Here is a 15,599-nt window from a genome sequence, read left to right as displayed (position 1 = left end):
AAATGTTGACAATTCAAAATTCAAAATACCCTACGGTAAGCTAAAGCTACAAAATTCAAAATAAATTAAGTCTTTCCCCTAAACCCCTACTTAAGAACAACTAACTGGTGTGAGTGAGGAATTATGAGGGGTTGTTGTGGATGCTTGAGCTACCAGGGTAATCTTACCATCCGTACTAGTTACCCAGCCTTGGGCTTCAAGTATGGGTGTGGGTGATGTTTCCCCCTGCTCTCTTGCTTCCTGCTCCCCTGCTTTTTCATTGAGTGAGGGGTAAGATTGTAAGTCTTGCCAGATGGCATCACTACTTAGGGAATCGCCGGGTTTAGGTGGTAAACCTCCTCGTCCAGTGATGACAAATTCACTTTGTTGGCTAGCGGTTGCTTCCCCACCACTTCTACAGGTTTGGGCAATGAGTCGGGAGGCATCAACTACATTGGTGGGTAGTGCGACCAGTCCGCTATCGGGGTCTACATCGGGGGTGTCGATTGTTACCCGTCCATCCAAGGAGGGGTTAGCTTGGGAAATGGCTGTGATATCGCTTGTGGGGAGCGATCGCGGATTTAATTGGCTGGGGTCTTTAGTTGCGAGTAATGCCTCTAAGTCTGCACGGGTACGGGATGTAAAGCCCAATATACTTTGAGTTGTAATATTTATTACCCCACCACTGCCACTAAAGGCGTTGGCGATGATGTCGTTATTTTCTAAAGGGGCAGTAATCATTAAGGGAGTACTAATATTGATGTTGCCTCCGTTACCACCAGCTTGAGTAGTTCCCGCAGTAGTGGAAATGAGGCTATTGCGTCTGAGTAGCAATAAATCTTCGAGTTGGAGGCGAATATCACCACCGGTATTACTGTTTGTTTCTGCAACGATAGCACCTGTATCAAGAGTTAATGTACTTGCTTGAATATCAATGTTACCGCCTGTGCCTGTACTTCGGTTATTAACAATAACTCTGGCACGATTTTGCATGATCATTTTGTTGGTGTCGATGAAAATGCTCCCACTGTTGCCAGTCGCGCTGGTACTGGTGTTAGCCAGAATGCCACTATTATCGGAAATGGTTAGGCGATCGCTTACTCTTAAATTAATCTGGCCTGCATCCGCCTTGCCGTCTGTGCGGCTATTAAATTCCGCCTGATTAGTTAGAGATAAAAACTTACTAGTAATGTTGATATTCCCTGCTTTACCAACGCCAACATCTGCCACCCCACTAGATACCCCACTAGGCGCTCTGCTGCCTGTACCCGCAAAAGAAGCTGTATCATCAGCAGTAATCATCACATTACCTGCGTTTCCCCGGCCAAATAAGTTAGTAGATATTTGACCACCATTGGTAACTACTAAGGAACCAGTTGTAATATCGATGTTTCCGCCATTGCCAAATGCGCCCCGCGTGACTTGGCTACTAATACTACTAGAACTGCCGCTACTATCTTCACCATCCAACGAGACAATATCCCGTGCAGAAATCACGATATTACCTGCATTTCCTTGTCCAGATACTTGATTGACTACGCTAGCGCCTTTAGTCAAAGTTAAAACGCGAGTTGTGATGTTGACGTTCCCAATTTTACCTACTGCTCCCCGAACAATGGAATTACCCACTGCTGTGGCGAAACCATCTATACCCTCACCATCTAACAATATGCGATCGCGGGCAGTAATTGTGATATTTCCGGCATCGCCATTACCGAGGGTAACACTATTGATGGCAGCGCCATTTGTTGCCACCACAGATTTAGCTGTAATATTTATATCTCCTGTTTTACCTACGGCTCTGGGAAACAGGTATTGCAGAATGGCACTAATGCCGTCTATTTTGATTTCCTCTACAGCATTGAGAGTTATGTTGCCTGCCCTACTGTTGGTTGACCCTAAACCAGTGCCGATACCAGCAAAGATAATACTATCGGAAATCATGTCAATATTCCGAGCATTGATGGCTACACTGCCGCCATTACCCGCAATAACGTTGATTATCGTACCATTCAATAAAATATCTGCTTTTGCCAGATTTTCAGGAAAACTCAAGCTCAAATTGCCACTATTATCCTGAAACTCTACTGTTCCCTCGCCAAGAACTCCTCCTAACTCCACTCTACCTGCGGGAACTCTCAAACTGGACTCATTTAAGCTGACATTGCCACCTACAAGAGCAATGGTTTTACCATTCGCGTTGAAAATACTTGTACCTTGTACTTGAATATCTGCTTGATTGCCATGATATTGCAAACCTAGCGGCACATTAATATTTAGCAGAGGCGGGGCTTGAGGGTTACCAGCACTAAATGTGAAACCATTGCTAAACACAACACTATCTGCTGTACTGGCTACAAAGGAACCTGCTATATCTAATCGGGCATTTTTTCCCAATACAATGCCCTTGGGATTCAACAAAAACAAATTGGCATTACCTAAAACCCCCAAGGTTCCCAAAATATCAGAACGATTGTTCCCTGCGACGCGTGTGAGGATGTTTTCGATTCCGCCTGGGTTGGAGAAGTAAACCCTCTGCCCTTCACCAATAGTAAATTCTTGAAAGCTATGGAAGAGGTTTGTTCCCCTGACTGCACCACCATCGATAATATCCCCCATCGCACCTTTAACTCTAACGCCTTGATTTAGTCTTGAGGTTTCCCTTCCCAAGGTGGTGTCAGTTTTTATTTCTGCAAGAACATAGCTTTCGGTAAAAATCACCGAACCAATTACCAAAATGGCTAATCTAATGGTGTGTCTCGTTGTAGTGGGGTACATCTTGGTGAGGCTAGCTAGGGGCTAGAGGTTAGCGTACCTTATCTATAGCGATCGCCTGATAGTGTTAACAAAAATTACTTAGCTGTATTTAGATACCCGACTTCTTGAAGAAGTCGGGTATCTGAAGTCGGGGATTTAGACAAGAAATAAGGAGAGCCACTTGCGTAACTCTCCTGGTTATTAGGGTGCATATAACACATTCATAATAACCGCTTGATTGTGATTATCGACACCCCTTTTTTTGTACTTTATGTAAAACTATTGTGAAAAGATGACTAGCAAAATACTGGTGTTATCCATTCAGCTTCTTTTCTACCAATTCGTTGGTGAGTTTGGGGTCAGCACGTTTATTTGTCTTTTTCAGCACTTGACCGACAAAGAAACCCTTAAGATTAATGTTACCGTTGCGGTACTTTTCCAGTTCCTTGGGGTTAGCGGCTATGACTTCATCAACGATGGGTTCCAAAACGCTGGGGTCGCTGATGAGTTCTTGACCGGCGAAGGCTTTTTCCGGGGATAATCCTGTGAGTAACTCTGGTAGTTTTTGTTTAGCTTGGGCGTTGCTAATTTTGCCAGTTTCAATCCGGGTAATCACATCAGCTAAGTTAGCGGGAGTTAAGCCGATTTCTGTAATGCTGAGTTTTTGTTTGTTGAGATAGGCGGCGATATCTTGGGTAATCCAGTTAGCGGCGGCTTTGGGATTTGCGCCAGATGCGATCGCTTCTTCAAAGTATTGAGATACAATAACATCCTCTGTCAGCACGCGAGTATCGTAAGCCGACAGTCCCAACTCGCTTTCGTAACGATGGCGTTTTTGGGCTGGGAGTTCTGGTAATTCGCCACGCCATTGACTCAGTTGTGCTTCCGACACTTCAATGGGTGCTAAATCTGGTTCGGGGAAGTAGCGGTAATCGCTAGAACCTTCTTTAGTCCGCATACTAATTGTGCGTTGTGAACCTTCTTCCCACAGCCGCGTTTCTTGAATAATCTTTTCCCCGGACTCTATCGCTTCTATTTGCCGTTCAATTTCGTGTTCAATGGCTTTTTGAATGGCACTGAAGGAGTTCATGTTTTTAATTTCTACCTTCGTGCCGAACTTTTCTTGTCCTACAGGACGCACAGATATATTCACATCACAGCGCAGAGAACCTTCCTGCATATTGCCATCACTAACACCGAGATAACGCATCACCCGGCGTAATTCTTGGGCATATTCAGCAGCTTCTTGCCCAGTACGGATATCTGGTTCCGAGACAATTTCTACCAACGGCACACCCGCACGGTTGTAGTCTACCAGAGAATAGGTAGAACCAGAGATGCGATCGCTTCCTGCGTGTACTAGTTTCCCTGCGTCTTCTTCCATGTGCAGACGGGTAATGCCAATCCGCTTACGTTTTGGGTTACCATCAGCATCTAATAACTCAATTTCTAACCAGCCATGTTCAGCTATAGGTAAGTCATATTGAGAAATTTGGTAATTTTTCGGTAAATCAGGATAAAAATACTGTTTACGGTCAAATTTACTATATTTAGCAATTTGGCAATTCAACGCCAAACCCGCCTTAACAGCGTATTCTAGAACTTTTTCGTTAAGTACAGGCAAAACACCAGGTAAGCCCATACACACCGGGTCAATGTTAGTATTAGGGTCAGCCCCGAACGCTGTTGAGCTACTAGAGAAAATTTTGGTATTAGTACTCAGCTGACAATGGGTTTCTAGACCGATAATCGCTTCGTACTCAGTTTTTACGGTCGTAGCAGAAGTCATAAAATCAATAGTTCAAGCAATTTACACGTAGATTACTATTTTAGCCTCGCATCGACAATTTCTCTGATTCCAGTGTCAGCCAGAACTTGGGCTTGAATCTTTTGCCACACCAGGGACTTCCAGATAAAAAAATATCCAAATGTAGGGTGCGTCAGTGAGATAAAACCTAAATATACTCAGAAATTATTCATACTGACGCACCCTACCAAACCATCCATTACGGATAATTTATTTTTTGATGTTCCCCTAATCCCCTAAAATTCAGCAACAATTCCTCTAAGTCAGAGAGTTATTACAATAATTTTTTCAACAAAATAGGTAATACCAAATTAATATGAAGCTGCATAGAATAATTGAACGCAGATGCACGCAGCGAAAAGTTCTGTAGGAGGGTTTCCCTCCGTAGGAAACTTTTCAAGACAGAGAAACGCGGATAAATCAACCGATTTTATATTATGTGCAACCTCATATAAAATTGGTATAAGTCTAAATATCAGACTTTAACTGTTGAAATATTTATCTGAGAGTCGTAGCATAACACACTAAAACTAGTAGAAACAGTAAGTTAGGCTTGCCTTAATGCACTTCAACAAAACTGAAATTTATAGGTAAGCTTGTGTCTGATTTAGAACTGCACAAATATCTCCCCAAACTCCCCGAAACAGCACTACAAGAATTTACAGAATGGTGTGTTGTAGAGCAGTCGAGAGCCGCAGGTATAGAATTTATCCCCGACAAAACTAAGTTAGAAAAATTAATACCCAATGAGTATATCTGGCAAATTATTGACCAGTTCATGAAATCGAAACCAGACCCAATTAAAGCAGGTCTAGTATCAGCGATCGCGGGACAAGAAGCCGATAGTCATGGTTTGGTAGGTTCAGCAATTATGGCTGACTTCATATCCCTTTATGTTAAGTATTTAATTCCAGAAAATGGCAATACACCAGAAGAAGCGAAACAGTTAATTTTGGAAGCTGCTATTCAGCAGTATGAAAAGCTTTCTGAGCTTGCTGATAAATATAATGTCCAGTTCTGATATACAAAAAAGGGAGAAAAGGAAGTAATATTTTTTCCTATCTCCCCATCTCTCTTACTATTTTGCAGGTATAATCTCTTGATTTATTTCAAAGAGATTGGGATTTCTAGGATTAACCGTGACTCGTAACCAATGCACATTGGGAGAACCAAAGGTTTCAACCCGTGTGAAATTTGTAATCACTGTACCAGGTGCTTCATCTATATTTAAAGGTTTGTCAATGCGGAAGTAATGGCTATCTCCATGAACCAGCATTACTGGCTTACTATAATTTTTCAATTCACTTTTCAGCACATTCACAAAATCACGAAAGCCATTTTGTTGTGCATTGGCTGGAATATTAAAATCATCTGGATTGCCGTGAATAACAATTACCACACCAAGGCTTCTTTTAGCTTTAGCACGAGCAAAGGCTTCTTTTAGCCAGACAATATTAGCAGCATTACGTTCAGCATATTCAGCATCATTTACTGCGTTTCTGCCAAGGTTGTTGTTACTACCAACAACGTGAATACCAGTAAATAAAACATCCCCTTCCGTCCAGTAAACATTCTCCCGGAACTTACTATATTGAGACTTATCACTTTGACGATTTAGCTCAATTGTTCTTTGTCCTAAACTTCTATCTCCTTGAGTAAAAATTTCACGTAATTTTGCTAAACGCTCAAGGGAATCATATCCACCAGCTGCGGGACGATGACAATCTGTCCATTCGTTATCACCAAATACATAGACGAGGGGATGTCTAAATTGCTGTAATAACTGGAATCTTTGCAAGAATAGCTCATTAGAACATGGACTAGAACCACTCTTAAAATCGCCATCATGAATAACAAAGCGAACCCAGGAATTATTTATATCTTGAATTAACTTTTGAGTCTCTGTTTCTTGTCTAGCATCATAGGGAATATCACCAATGAGTGCAAAGTCGAAACCTTTGGGGCCACGACCATTAAATGATGGCTGTGCAGTACTGGAAGAGATAAAGGTTGCAGAAATACCAAGTAAGCAAAATGGAGCTAAGACTCCCAGCAATTTTGTGAATTTCATATTGTGCAGTTTGTTGTAATTACAAATCGCTAGGAGCTTAAGATTTTAATATTAAGAGTAAATTAAGAGAATGTATGATAACTGGTAAATTAAATTGTGTAGTAATATCAAGCGATCGCACATAATACTACTGATACCAATTCTCTCTGAAGTTGCACCAAATAAATGATATAGAGAGGTTGTATGCAACGTCTCTACAGTCCAGAATAAAGCACATCTTCATTAAGAAACGCTATAACAAAATTTGGGTATCTAAACTTTTGTGTATGCTAATATATACAATTCCATCAACATAGAGTCATCACCAACCTCATATCAACCATGACTCAACTCAAAAACAAACTCACCCTAGAAGAATTTCTTGCACTCCCCGAAACAGATATTATTTATGAATTAATTGACGGAGAGGCTGTCCCCAAACTTAAAAATGATGAAATGTCGCCAAAATTTTTTCATAGTTCCATAACAGGTGCATTATTTATACTCTTATCTGCATGGGCGCAAGGACAGGGGCGAGTTGTCATTGAATGGGCTATTAAACTAACACGAAATCAACAAGACTGGGTTCCTGTAGCAGATTTGGTCTATGTTTCTTATAACATTCTTGCTGCTAATTGGTTGCAAGATGAAGCTTGTCCTATAGCACCGGAATTAGCAATTGAAATTATTTCTCCTGCTCAAACCTTCGGAGAAATGATCGAAAAAGCAACAGATTATCTGAATGCCAAAGTGAAGTGAGTTTGGATTATTGACCCTAGAGCAAAAACTGTGACTATTTTTTATGCTGATGCTCTACCTCAAACTAAACGGGGTAATGATAGTTTAGAAGATTCCCTATTTGTTGGGCTACAAATTACACCACAGGAAATCTTTCAACAGGCAAGAATTATTTAGGTGATACGCCACGCCTTTCCTACGGAACGCGCCGCGAATGGCGATCATATCAATCCTGTGAAGACTGCGATCGCATATAATACTACTGACGCATATAATACTACTGAGACACACTTAGATTGATTTGAAAAATCATTAATAAATACCTATGGTCAGTATTTATAGCATACCTATTAATTCTACATTAGGGATCGCACGTCACTATTACCTCAGTCATGATGGTAACTTCAATAATTCTGTGGGTTGGGGCCCTGCTGGTGTGGAATGGCATGGAAAAGTTAACTTAACAGAAGAAGAACTAAACCGTATCAACGAATATACTGATAAATTTGGCGCTTACAATATTCATTCTAATAACTGTGAAATGTTTGCTTGGTATATCAAAACTGGTAAGCAATATTCAGGTCAGACAGAAGAAATCCGAGTAACTAAATTTGGTGCGGCTTTAGTATCTCTTGTACAGCCTGTTCATACTGTTCGTAGCATAAAATATCTTGAGATTGAAAAAGCTATTATTGCTAATCTTCAGGCAAATTTGGATGAAGTAAAACGAACTAAACTTTTAGAGGATCAAGCTGCACGAGACGATTTTTGGAAACGTCGAGATGCAGGGTTATCATAATTAATTCAACTATGCTGACTATTATCGGTTGCGGAAATCTCAATCGCAGTGACGATGCTGTAGGCGTAATCATCGCTCAACGCTTACAAAAATATCTAGCCGAAAATCCTCATCCCAACGTGCAAGTATATGACTGCGGAACCGCAGGGATGGAGGTAATGTTTCAGGCTAGAGGTAGTAAACAGTTAGTAATTATTGATGCAGGTTCCACTGGTTCAGAACCCGGTGCAGTATTCAAAGTCCCTGGTGAAGAATTAGCGGCCTTACCCGAACCTAGTTATAACTTACACGATTTTCGTTGGGATCATGCTTTAGCCGCCGGGAAGAAAATCTTTCCAGATGATTTTCCGCAAGACGTGACAGTTTATTTAATTGAGGCGGCGAATCTTGATTTTGGACTAGAGTTAAGTCCTGTTGTTGAAAAATCTGCTGATTTGGTTTTTGAGAAAATCGTGGAAATAATTCGTAATTAGGATTGGGGACAAAAAAGTAAAAAGTAAAAAGTAAAAAGCTAAAAGATTTGTTCTTTTGACTTTTGCCTTGAATTGGGGATTGGGGATTGGGGACTGGGGAACTAAGTAATTTTTGCTCCCCCTGCATCACCTGCTCCCCCTGCGCGTCTACTCCTCTCTTCGTCCCTACTGTCCATCACGCCATATCTCGATACACGGAGAGTTCGTCTACTCTCATTTCAAAAGGTACGCCTTCGCTTTCTGGCGGACAGACACGAATTTTGGCGCTACTGACCATTTGATTGATTAATTTACCCATTGGGACGAGTTTTTGCAAAACCCGCCAGTTGGTAACCTGATCTGGACATTCAATTACCAACGTCATTGCATTGGCTTGAGTTGTGACATACCAACGACAATTAGAGAGGAGATTCTGTAAGGTGCGATCGCATCCTTCATAAAAGTATTTACTTAGGGAATACTCTAATTGCTGTCTCAAGATAATGTCAGCCGAAGTTGGCTGCATGGGATGGGAATCATCTCCGCTAAAATCAAATCTGTGCCGATTCATCTCTGTTACAATCCTATTCAGGTTCCAATTGCCGTTGCATAAAGCACATCTTTATGTGTTTCTAAGAATTCCTGGGTTTCATCATCATAAAAAGCACCAATACCACTACATTGAATGCCTACATAATTACTACCCAAATAAATTCTTTGTCCTAAAAAACCAGCTATTTGCATTGCAGTTTGATAACTGGTGTATTCGGACACAAAAAACAAAACCACAGCACAATCTTTGGCAAGAGCTTGATTCACACACAAGTAACCAGTGTGTTCACTAAAGTCACCTGCTTTAACCAAATTCGCGCCTCTATATAACCCTGATTTCATCCCCTCGACTCGATGTATCACCGAGTAAGTTTCTATCTCCTCACCGCTTTCTGTTGGGATTGGCTGCTCTAGTAGTTGCAAGACATATAAGTAATGTTCTTGCGAAATGAACTCTTTCCGGAAACGTCTAATTGAACGTCTACTCCAGACAGTTTGGTAGAATTTATCCTGCTTAAAATCAAAGCAAGGCTGTTGTAATTGTTGCTGGTGACTTGGTTGCACAGATGTTGATTTGTAGCTATCTTCAATAAATTGATTAGCTTCAAAGTAATCTGTGCCACAAACAAAAGGAACTTTCAGCCTTAATTTTCTAATCTGTTTCTCGTGTATTTCGCCAGATATCGCACAACCAGTAATAAACTCCTTATTCTCAAACCCTAAATCTGTATTGAGAGTGAGTTTATCAAAATCAAAAACTAGCTGAATATCGCGGTTATGGAGATACGCTGAAGCAGCAACAGCACCTAAATGGTGTCCGCTATCTAATAAGCAATATCTCAAGCTCCTTTGTTTATATTTCCAGCTAGACCTATAATAAACAGAACTAATTAAAAAAATGAATCCAGTGATACATTTAGTCGGTATAACATAACTCTCTAAACCATCATCAATTAATTCATAGATGAGTGTTAGACAATTATTCTCAACTTCTAAATGATATATCCCATCTACTATTTCCGGCATTCCCCGAATCTGTACGTACACCTCAGTGGGGTACAGTGCGCCTGCTGACGGATTTACCCGGAGTTTGTAAGATACATTATTATATACCTTCTCAAAGGTGACAGCACTGGTTAACCAGATAAAAGAGTGAATCGGATTATCGAGATTTAATTTCACTCGACGATAAAACTTTGGATAAAATTTAAATGCCGATGGTTGAGTTGAGGCATCTAAATAATTTGGATCAAGCTGCACCGACAAGTAGGAATGCTTAGTAGCCTCATGGTAGGCTTTACCGAAAACATCACTTTGTGGCATTTTTCAGTAACCTTAGAACTTCTACATTGCTAGCAAAATCTATTGCCTGAAAATCATCCAAATTTTTTAAATATAAGTTAGGATGGTATTGTAAGAGCAACTTCACTATTTCTGTCTTACCTGCTGATGCGGCATACATTAAAACAGTAGCACCGTTATCATTTTGGTTATCGATATTAATTTTAGCTGCCAGTAACAGATGAATTAAATCATAATGATTGCCAAAACAAGCAAACCACAAAGCATTATTATTGTCGTTGTTTCTAGCGTTGATATCTACACCTAAATCAATTAATTCTTTGACGATAGCACCAACCCCTTCTCGTGTAGCTTTCATCAAAGCAGTATCGCCATTTTCACCAGGTTGTTCTAAATCTTCAGGATTGTATCCTTTTCCTATTAACCATTCTTGAGTGGCTGCACTCAAATTGAAATGACTTTTACGGTTCATCATTTATTGTTGTAACTCGGAAGAATTTACATGGAAAAGGTAATGGTGGACAATGCCCACCATTACTGAACACAATGCTATAGAATCCTAGTTATTAGAGTTGTAAAATCATACTCTAAACTGTAACTAGCTCTGGTTTATCAGCAAATAGTTCTCTAGCAGATTTGTCTGGTTTTGGTAAGCCATAAAAGCAGGCTTCTACTTCCAGTTCATCCACTAAATCCCAAGCTTCAATAGCTCGTTTGGAATCTGAGCCATAGTTAGCAGAAATTCCTCGCGCATCGGAGATAGCTTTGTGTAATTCTTTGCGTAAGAAAGTTAATTTTGGTTTAGGAATACAGTCGCCTTTGCTGACAATATCTGTAATGGAAATTACGCCAAGTAATTCACCTTTAATTACAGGCGCACACCACAGATTTGTAGTTGACAATAAACGAGCTACATATTCTACATCAAGATCAGGATCGACAGTGATGCAGGGTTTGCTCATAATTTCATAGACACGGACATTTTCTGAGTCTTTTCCATAAGCAATAACCTTACCTGCAATATCAGCCACAGTGACAATACCGTAAGCATCAGCACTATGACGAGGTTCGACAATCAAAGCACGCAGTCCTTTGAGCCTCATAAGTCTGACTGCTTCTGCTACACTCGCAGAACCGCGAATAGTAGCTACGTCTTGAGTCATAATTTGTTTAGCTCTCATAATTACTGCTCCTTATGTTTGCAAGGAAGGAAATTATTTCTAAACTGCTGTAATTTTGCCCAAACTGCTTTTGCAAAGCCTGCATAATTAGAGTAATAAAAGATGCTGGCAGAAAAACGTTTAAGGTAATTAGACACACCTAATGATAAGTATGAGACTTATGACAAACCCTAATAAATCTGGTTGTTTTTGTTTAAAGATTTCCGCAGCGTTCCGAGAGTATCATCTTGAAGATATATGACCATCTACCCAATTTCTAAGATTGACCAGTATTAAGGTAGGAATGTCTGAGATAACCCTGTAATCGCTTTTTGCTGAGGTCTAGGTTCACTAGCAACAATTTAGCTTACTTATATATTATCACTCTGATAAGCTTAGATTATGAATGTTTATAACGATCGCCGTGTACATTGATTAAATCCGCTTAAAAAATACTACAACAGCAGCTATTTTGACAGTTATCTTGTATGATGTCAGCTATCAAAATCCCCATAGATACCCGACTTCTTAAAGAAGTCGGGTATCTGGTTTTTGGTTTTGGTTTAAATTTATATTTATATCTATTGAAATAATTAAAAAAGTCTAAAGGGGTGATTTTATTTACCGTAAATGTTGGTATTCTGTTTCCTGTAAACAGGTAAGATTATAATATATGGAAGTTAGCGCACGTAATTTTCTGAAAACAACTGTCAAAAAAGTTGTGCCTGGTACAGTTAACACCGAAGTAACATTAGAACTAGCTCCTGGGGTAGAGATAGTTTCGATAATCACCAAATCATCAGCAGATAAACTCCAACTTGCTGAGGGTAAGCAAGCATACGCTTTAATTAAATCCTCAGATGTGATAGTTGCTGTTGATTAAACCAAAACTAATTCAGTGGCTTACCTTTATTCTCTAAATAGAGACGTTATATATTAAAGTCTCTATTTATTTTATTTTCTAATATTTTAATGATTTCAAGTACTCTAATACTGTAAGATAGAGTACTGATCAATGAAAATTTTTCTCAATTCAATCAATTATTAATTACACGAACGTAGATATTACGGGCAAGTTCTTTATCTATCTCTAAGAGAATGCTTCCTACTTGAATCATTAAAGTAGGAAATTCTTGCTCTATGGTGATAGTGACTCCGGTATTTAAGCCCAGAGACTGAAGTTTTTTGAGAATATTTTTATCTGGAATATTGCAGAACTTGACTATTCCGCGATCGCCTACTTTTAGCAATTGTAAAGAACTGCCATTTACAGTAAATGGAGTAAACATTGGTATTAATAAATTCTGATTGGATTTATATAAGAAATCAGGATGAACGATATCTTTCATCCTGATTCAAACTACGCTTGCATAAGCTGTAAATAGTAGCGACTACAGCAATAAGCTATTCTGCTTTTAAGTTGCATAATCCATCGTGAGGCCTGTTGACCGTTAACAGTCAACAGTCAACAGCCCTTATTAATAGTTATGCAATTTGGGCGTGCATTAGCTTAAATTAAGCAAGGTATGGTTCTTGGTGGGTCTTAATTGTGCAGTTGGAACGAGGGTAAGTAACACAAAGTAAAGCGAAGCCTTTACCCATTTGTTCATCATCTAAGAAGATTTGATCAGATTGGTCAACTTCACCTTCAACAACTTTGCCTACACAGCTAGAACAAGAACCAGAATGACAAGAGAAAGGTAACTCAATACCGTTTTCTTCTGCACCATCTAAAATTGTGGTTTCTTCATCAATTTCGATGGTGGTATCGATATTTTCTTTCTTGCTAATCAATCTAACTTGATAGGTAGCCATTTTCTGATTCTCCTCAAATTTATAGGATCGATAGATTTCTCGAAGTTAAATCTCCCTGAATTCTTCGAGAATTAAGCCGGAGTTGGAAACTGCATTTGATGGGAAGCAATTATCCATTTTGTTTACAGGAAGACTTGATGCGGTTAACAGTTAACTGTTAACTGATGTACTAGGCAATAATGACAAATTCTTTAGCTGCAAGGTACACCTTCAGGTGAGCAGTCACCTGCTTTGAAAGACTTTCCACAACCGCAAGTACTAGTAGCGTTGGGGTTAGTGAACTTAAAGCCACTTTCGACAAGACCTTCAACAAAATCGATGACAATTCCTTCTAACAAAGGTGCGCTTTTAGCATCGACGTAAACCAACACACTACCTTGTTGACTTACTAAATCATCTGGTTGCGGCTGACTGGTGACATCCATCAGATACTCATAGCCACTGCAACCACCATCTTTGACAGAGATGCGAATACCTTTTGTGGTTTCGTTAGCGTCCTTCGCAGAACCTCGCAGGAATGCTCGTAGACGAAATTCGGCCTTTTCTGTTAAAGTAACGGTCATCAAATCTCCTGATTAGTAGCGAATAGTTGTTGTGTTTTCAGGTGTGGTTTTTGTAGTGATGAGCAAAGCCATGTCTCCTGACAAGCTACCTTGCATCTACACAATCAGTAGTTTGATTGGTTCAGGGAATACAAGTAATATCAATTCAAAATTCAAAATTCAAAATTCAAAATTAAGAGTAGAAAATAAAATGAAACTTTCTTAATTAGGAATTAGGAATTAGGAATTGATACAAGCCATCACCTGTTAGATTGCATTTGTGTCAACTATGTGTGCAATTACTGCTGGTTTCCATTGAATTGGATTGTGCATATCTCCAAGGCGCATCATTACCGCACACTGCACAAGAGCGATCGCGGTACAAACGCCGCTTGGCAAATTCCATCCGATTCAAGTCAATTGTGAGTAATTGCGACAATAGCGGCTGGCTAAAACCAGTGATCAACTTAATTGCTTCCAACGCTGTTAGACAAGCTAGTGTCCCAGAGACAGCGCCTAAAACAGAAAAGCCACGGCGATCCCAGTCTGGTTTTTCGGGGAATATGCAGGACAAACAAGGAGTCACACCAGGGATAATTGTCGTCAGATAAGCTTCCATCCCGTCCATCGCTGCTTCCACCATTGGCTTACGCCAGCGCACACAAGCTGAGTTCAACAAATCACGCTCAGTAAAATTGTGCGCGCAGTCCAGCGCCATATCAGCAGACTGTACCAATGAATCTACGTTTTCCGAGGTGATATAGTCGTGAATTGTTTCTATCTGGATATCAGGATTAATTGCTTGTAGGGTTTCTTTGGCTTTGAATACCCTTGGTTTACCAACCCAATCATCCGTCATCAGAACCTGACGATTCATATCATCCAGTCGCAAATCACCGCCCCGGACGAGGATTAGTCGCCCAACGCCCGCTACTGCTAGGTAAAGCGCCGCCGTACCGCCTAATCCCCCCACACCTGTCACTAAAACTGTCGCTGACTTCAGGCGTTTTTGAGCCGCTTCGCCAAAATTAGGGAGCATCATTTGGCGGCTGTAACGTTCTAACTCGGTAGGCGTTAGGTTGATCACTTTATACCTCCTAATCAGACGATAGTTCTGTCAGCGTGATTACATTTTTTGGCTTATCCTTAAACACTTTGAACAACTTTTCTTGTTGTGGGGATGAGCCGAGGAATACTTGATAAGCTGATTGCAAAGCTAATGAATATTGATTTAACTTTTCTTCTGCACTTATGTCGGGATAATTAGTATCAATTTCGCTGATGAGTTGTGAGAATTTTTTCAAAATATGCAAACGATTAACATTGACAATTTTTGCATCGTAATCTAGCTCAAAGAATTTAAAATATTCTTCGGCATCTACGAGCTTCTTAAATTCTTCTAGGCTCTTAGTCATTTCGCGTTCTCCAATTTCTTCAACTCTTGCTTGAGTTCATCTAGCTGACGATAAATTTCATAAGTCGCAGCCGCAACGTCCATCAGTTGGGTGTAATCCGTTGGCAAACCTTCTGCTAAGTCGTGCAGATCCATTTTCATTTGCCCGGCTTTACTATTGAGGCGTTTAATTTTAGTTTGTATTTCCTCGATGGTTGTTTCTTCTATTTGCATGATGTTGAATAGTTTTTGA

General features: G+C 40.0%; 18 protein-coding genes and 1 pseudogene. 6 read left to right on the top strand and 13 right to left on the bottom strand.

The window, feature by feature from the left end; translation table 11 throughout:
* Positions 1–90: 90 nt before the first annotated feature.
* Both H6G14_RS22800 and gatB read right to left on the bottom strand, forming a co-directional pair.
* Positions 91–2,757, bottom strand: coding sequence for a two-partner secretion domain-containing protein (locus tag H6G14_RS22800; protein ID WP_190569898.1), 2,667 nt, complete (start codon positions 2,755–2,757; stop codon positions 91–93).
* 292 nt (positions 2,758–3,049) lie between these two features.
* Positions 3,050–4,525 carry an Asp-tRNA(Asn)/Glu-tRNA(Gln) amidotransferase subunit GatB gene (gene gatB, locus H6G14_RS22795; protein ID WP_190569896.1) on the bottom strand — a complete coding sequence of 492 codons (1,476 nt, stop codon included), beginning with the start codon at positions 4,523–4,525 and terminating at the stop codon, positions 3,050–3,052.
* A 616-nt stretch (positions 4,526–5,141) separates the two neighbouring features.
* On the opposite strand from gatB, the gene H6G14_RS22790 reads away from it, so the two are divergent.
* Entirely contained in the window at positions 5,142–5,564 is a 423-nt protein-coding gene (locus H6G14_RS22790) for a hypothetical protein (protein WP_190569894.1), read from the top strand.
* Between the two features lie 57 nt (positions 5,565–5,621).
* On the opposite strand, the gene H6G14_RS22785 is transcribed toward H6G14_RS22790, so the two are convergent.
* Entirely contained in the window at positions 5,622–6,614 is a 993-nt protein-coding gene (locus tag H6G14_RS22785) for a metallophosphoesterase (RefSeq protein ID WP_190569892.1), read from the bottom strand.
* A 321-nt stretch (positions 6,615–6,935) separates the two neighbouring features.
* On the opposite strand from H6G14_RS22785, the pseudogene H6G14_RS22780 reads away from it, so the two are divergent.
* The 4 genes and pseudogenes from H6G14_RS22780 (at position 6,936) to H6G14_RS22770 (ending at position 8,603) form a co-directional block, all read left to right on the top strand.
* A pseudogene (locus H6G14_RS22780) lies at positions 6,936–7,508 on the top strand (Uma2 family endonuclease).
* Positions 7,509–7,631: a hypothetical protein gene (locus H6G14_RS34060; RefSeq protein ID WP_277884323.1), complete on the top strand. Its 123-nt coding sequence runs from the start codon at positions 7,509–7,511 to the stop codon at positions 7,629–7,631. It abuts the pseudogene before it with no gap.
* A 25-nt stretch (positions 7,632–7,656) separates the two neighbouring features.
* A complete protein-coding gene (locus tag H6G14_RS22775; protein WP_190569890.1) occupies positions 7,657–8,130 on the top strand; it encodes a C40 family peptidase in 474 nt (157 codons plus the stop codon).
* A gap of 11 nt (positions 8,131–8,141) precedes the next feature.
* The gene (locus H6G14_RS22770) at positions 8,142–8,603 is read left to right on the top strand and encodes a hydrogenase maturation protease (protein WP_190569889.1); all 462 of its coding nucleotides are present in this window, start codon (positions 8,142–8,144) and stop codon (positions 8,601–8,603) included.
* A 175-nt stretch (positions 8,604–8,778) separates the two neighbouring features.
* Here the strand turns inward: H6G14_RS22770 and H6G14_RS22765 are convergent, their stop codons facing one another.
* The 4 genes from H6G14_RS22765 to H6G14_RS22750 form a co-directional block, all read right to left on the bottom strand.
* On the bottom strand, positions 8,779–9,153 hold the full coding sequence (locus H6G14_RS22765; protein WP_190569887.1) for a hypothetical protein: 375 nt from the start codon (positions 9,151–9,153) through the stop codon (positions 8,779–8,781).
* A 17-nt stretch (positions 9,154–9,170) separates the two neighbouring features.
* Positions 9,171–10,457: a nitroreductase family protein gene (locus tag H6G14_RS22760; RefSeq protein ID WP_190569885.1), complete on the bottom strand. Its 1,287-nt coding sequence runs from the start codon at positions 10,455–10,457 to the stop codon at positions 9,171–9,173.
* Positions 10,444–10,908: an ankyrin repeat domain-containing protein gene (locus H6G14_RS22755; protein WP_190569941.1), complete on the bottom strand. Its 465-nt coding sequence runs from the start codon at positions 10,906–10,908 to the stop codon at positions 10,444–10,446. Before H6G14_RS22755 ends, H6G14_RS22760 begins: the two co-directional genes overlap by 14 nt.
* A 115-nt stretch (positions 10,909–11,023) precedes the next feature.
* Positions 11,024–11,617 carry a CBS domain-containing protein gene (locus tag H6G14_RS22750; RefSeq protein ID WP_010995599.1) on the bottom strand — a complete coding sequence of 198 codons (594 nt, stop codon included), beginning with the start codon at positions 11,615–11,617 and terminating at the stop codon, positions 11,024–11,026.
* 652 nt (positions 11,618–12,269) lie between these two features.
* Between H6G14_RS22750 and H6G14_RS22745 the strand changes: the two genes are divergently transcribed.
* Positions 12,270–12,479 carry a TOBE domain-containing protein gene (locus H6G14_RS22745; RefSeq protein WP_010995600.1) on the top strand — a complete coding sequence of 70 codons (210 nt, stop codon included), beginning with the start codon at positions 12,270–12,272 and terminating at the stop codon, positions 12,477–12,479.
* A gap of 154 nt (positions 12,480–12,633) precedes the next feature.
* Here H6G14_RS22745 and H6G14_RS22740 read toward each other — a convergent pair whose 3' ends face one another.
* From H6G14_RS22740 to H6G14_RS22715, 6 genes are all read right to left on the bottom strand, one after another.
* Positions 12,634–12,885 (bottom strand): FeoA family protein, encoded by a 252-nt coding sequence (locus H6G14_RS22740; RefSeq protein ID WP_190569883.1) that lies wholly within the window; start codon positions 12,883–12,885, stop codon positions 12,634–12,636.
* A gap of 226 nt (positions 12,886–13,111) precedes the next feature.
* On the bottom strand, positions 13,112–13,411 hold the full coding sequence (locus H6G14_RS22735) for a 2Fe-2S iron-sulfur cluster-binding protein (RefSeq protein ID WP_190569881.1): 300 nt from the start codon (positions 13,409–13,411) through the stop codon (positions 13,112–13,114).
* Between the two features lie 191 nt (positions 13,412–13,602).
* Complete coding sequence (locus tag H6G14_RS22730) at positions 13,603–13,974, bottom strand: HesB/IscA family protein (RefSeq protein WP_011320632.1); 372 nt, start codon at positions 13,972–13,974, stop codon at positions 13,603–13,605.
* Positions 13,975–14,236: 262 nt separating this feature from the next.
* Positions 14,237–15,040 carry a ThiF family adenylyltransferase gene (locus H6G14_RS22725; protein WP_190569880.1) on the bottom strand — a complete coding sequence of 268 codons (804 nt, stop codon included), beginning with the start codon at positions 15,038–15,040 and terminating at the stop codon, positions 14,237–14,239.
* A gap of 10 nt (positions 15,041–15,050) precedes the next feature.
* Positions 15,051–15,368, bottom strand: a complete 318-nt coding sequence (gene nifW, locus H6G14_RS22720) for a nitrogenase-stabilizing/protective protein NifW (protein WP_190569877.1) — start codon at positions 15,366–15,368, stop codon at positions 15,051–15,053.
* Positions 15,365–15,580, bottom strand: coding sequence for a CCE_0567 family metalloprotein (locus H6G14_RS22715; protein ID WP_190569875.1), 216 nt, complete (start codon positions 15,578–15,580; stop codon positions 15,365–15,367). The genes nifW and H6G14_RS22715 overlap by 4 nt, the downstream gene beginning before the upstream one ends.
* Positions 15,581–15,599 lie beyond the last annotated feature (19 nt).

It is taken from the genome of Nostoc parmelioides FACHB-3921 (assembly GCF_014696625.1).
In the GTDB taxonomy this organism is placed as follows: domain Bacteria; phylum Cyanobacteriota; class Cyanobacteriia; order Cyanobacteriales; family Nostocaceae; genus Trichormus; species Trichormus parmelioides.
This window is presented reverse-complemented; position numbering and strand designations above follow the sequence as displayed.

Bases quoted from the DNA above. Each gene is read 5' to 3' on its own strand.
- H6G14_RS22800 (WP_190569898.1), bottom strand. From the start codon at position 2,757: ATGTACCCCACTACAACGAGACACACCATTAGATTAGCCATTTTGGTA.
- gatB (WP_190569896.1), bottom strand. From the start codon at position 4,525: ATGACTTCTGCTACGACCGTAAAAACTGAGTACGAAGCGATTATCGGT.
- H6G14_RS22785 (WP_190569892.1), bottom strand. From the start codon at position 6,614: ATGAAATTCACAAAATTGCTGGGAGTCTTAGCTCCATTTTGCTTACTT.
- H6G14_RS22775 (WP_190569890.1), top strand. From the start codon at position 7,657: ATGGTCAGTATTTATAGCATACCTATTAATTCTACATTAGGGATCGCA.
- H6G14_RS22770 (WP_190569889.1), top strand. From the start codon at position 8,142: ATGCTGACTATTATCGGTTGCGGAAATCTCAATCGCAGTGACGATGCT.
- H6G14_RS22765 (WP_190569887.1), bottom strand. From the start codon at position 9,153: ATGAATCGGCACAGATTTGATTTTAGCGGAGATGATTCCCATCCCATG.
- H6G14_RS22760 (WP_190569885.1), bottom strand. From the start codon at position 10,457: ATGCCACAAAGTGATGTTTTCGGTAAAGCCTACCATGAGGCTACTAAG.
- H6G14_RS22755 (WP_190569941.1), bottom strand. From the start codon at position 10,908: ATGAACCGTAAAAGTCATTTCAATTTGAGTGCAGCCACTCAAGAATGG.
- H6G14_RS22750 (WP_010995599.1), bottom strand. From the start codon at position 11,617: ATGAGAGCTAAACAAATTATGACTCAAGACGTAGCTACTATTCGCGGT.
- H6G14_RS22745 (WP_010995600.1), top strand. From the start codon at position 12,270: ATGGAAGTTAGCGCACGTAATTTTCTGAAAACAACTGTCAAAAAAGTT.
- H6G14_RS22740 (WP_190569883.1), bottom strand. From the start codon at position 12,885: ATGTTTACTCCATTTACTGTAAATGGCAGTTCTTTACAATTGCTAAAA.
- H6G14_RS22735 (WP_190569881.1), bottom strand. From the start codon at position 13,411: ATGGCTACCTATCAAGTTAGATTGATTAGCAAGAAAGAAAATATCGAT.
- H6G14_RS22730 (WP_011320632.1), bottom strand. From the start codon at position 13,974: ATGACCGTTACTTTAACAGAAAAGGCCGAATTTCGTCTACGAGCATTC.
- nifW (WP_190569877.1), bottom strand. From the start codon at position 15,368: ATGACTAAGAGCCTAGAAGAATTTAAGAAGCTCGTAGATGCCGAAGAA.
- H6G14_RS22715 (WP_190569875.1), bottom strand. From the start codon at position 15,580: ATGCAAATAGAAGAAACAACCATCGAGGAAATACAAACTAAAATTAAA.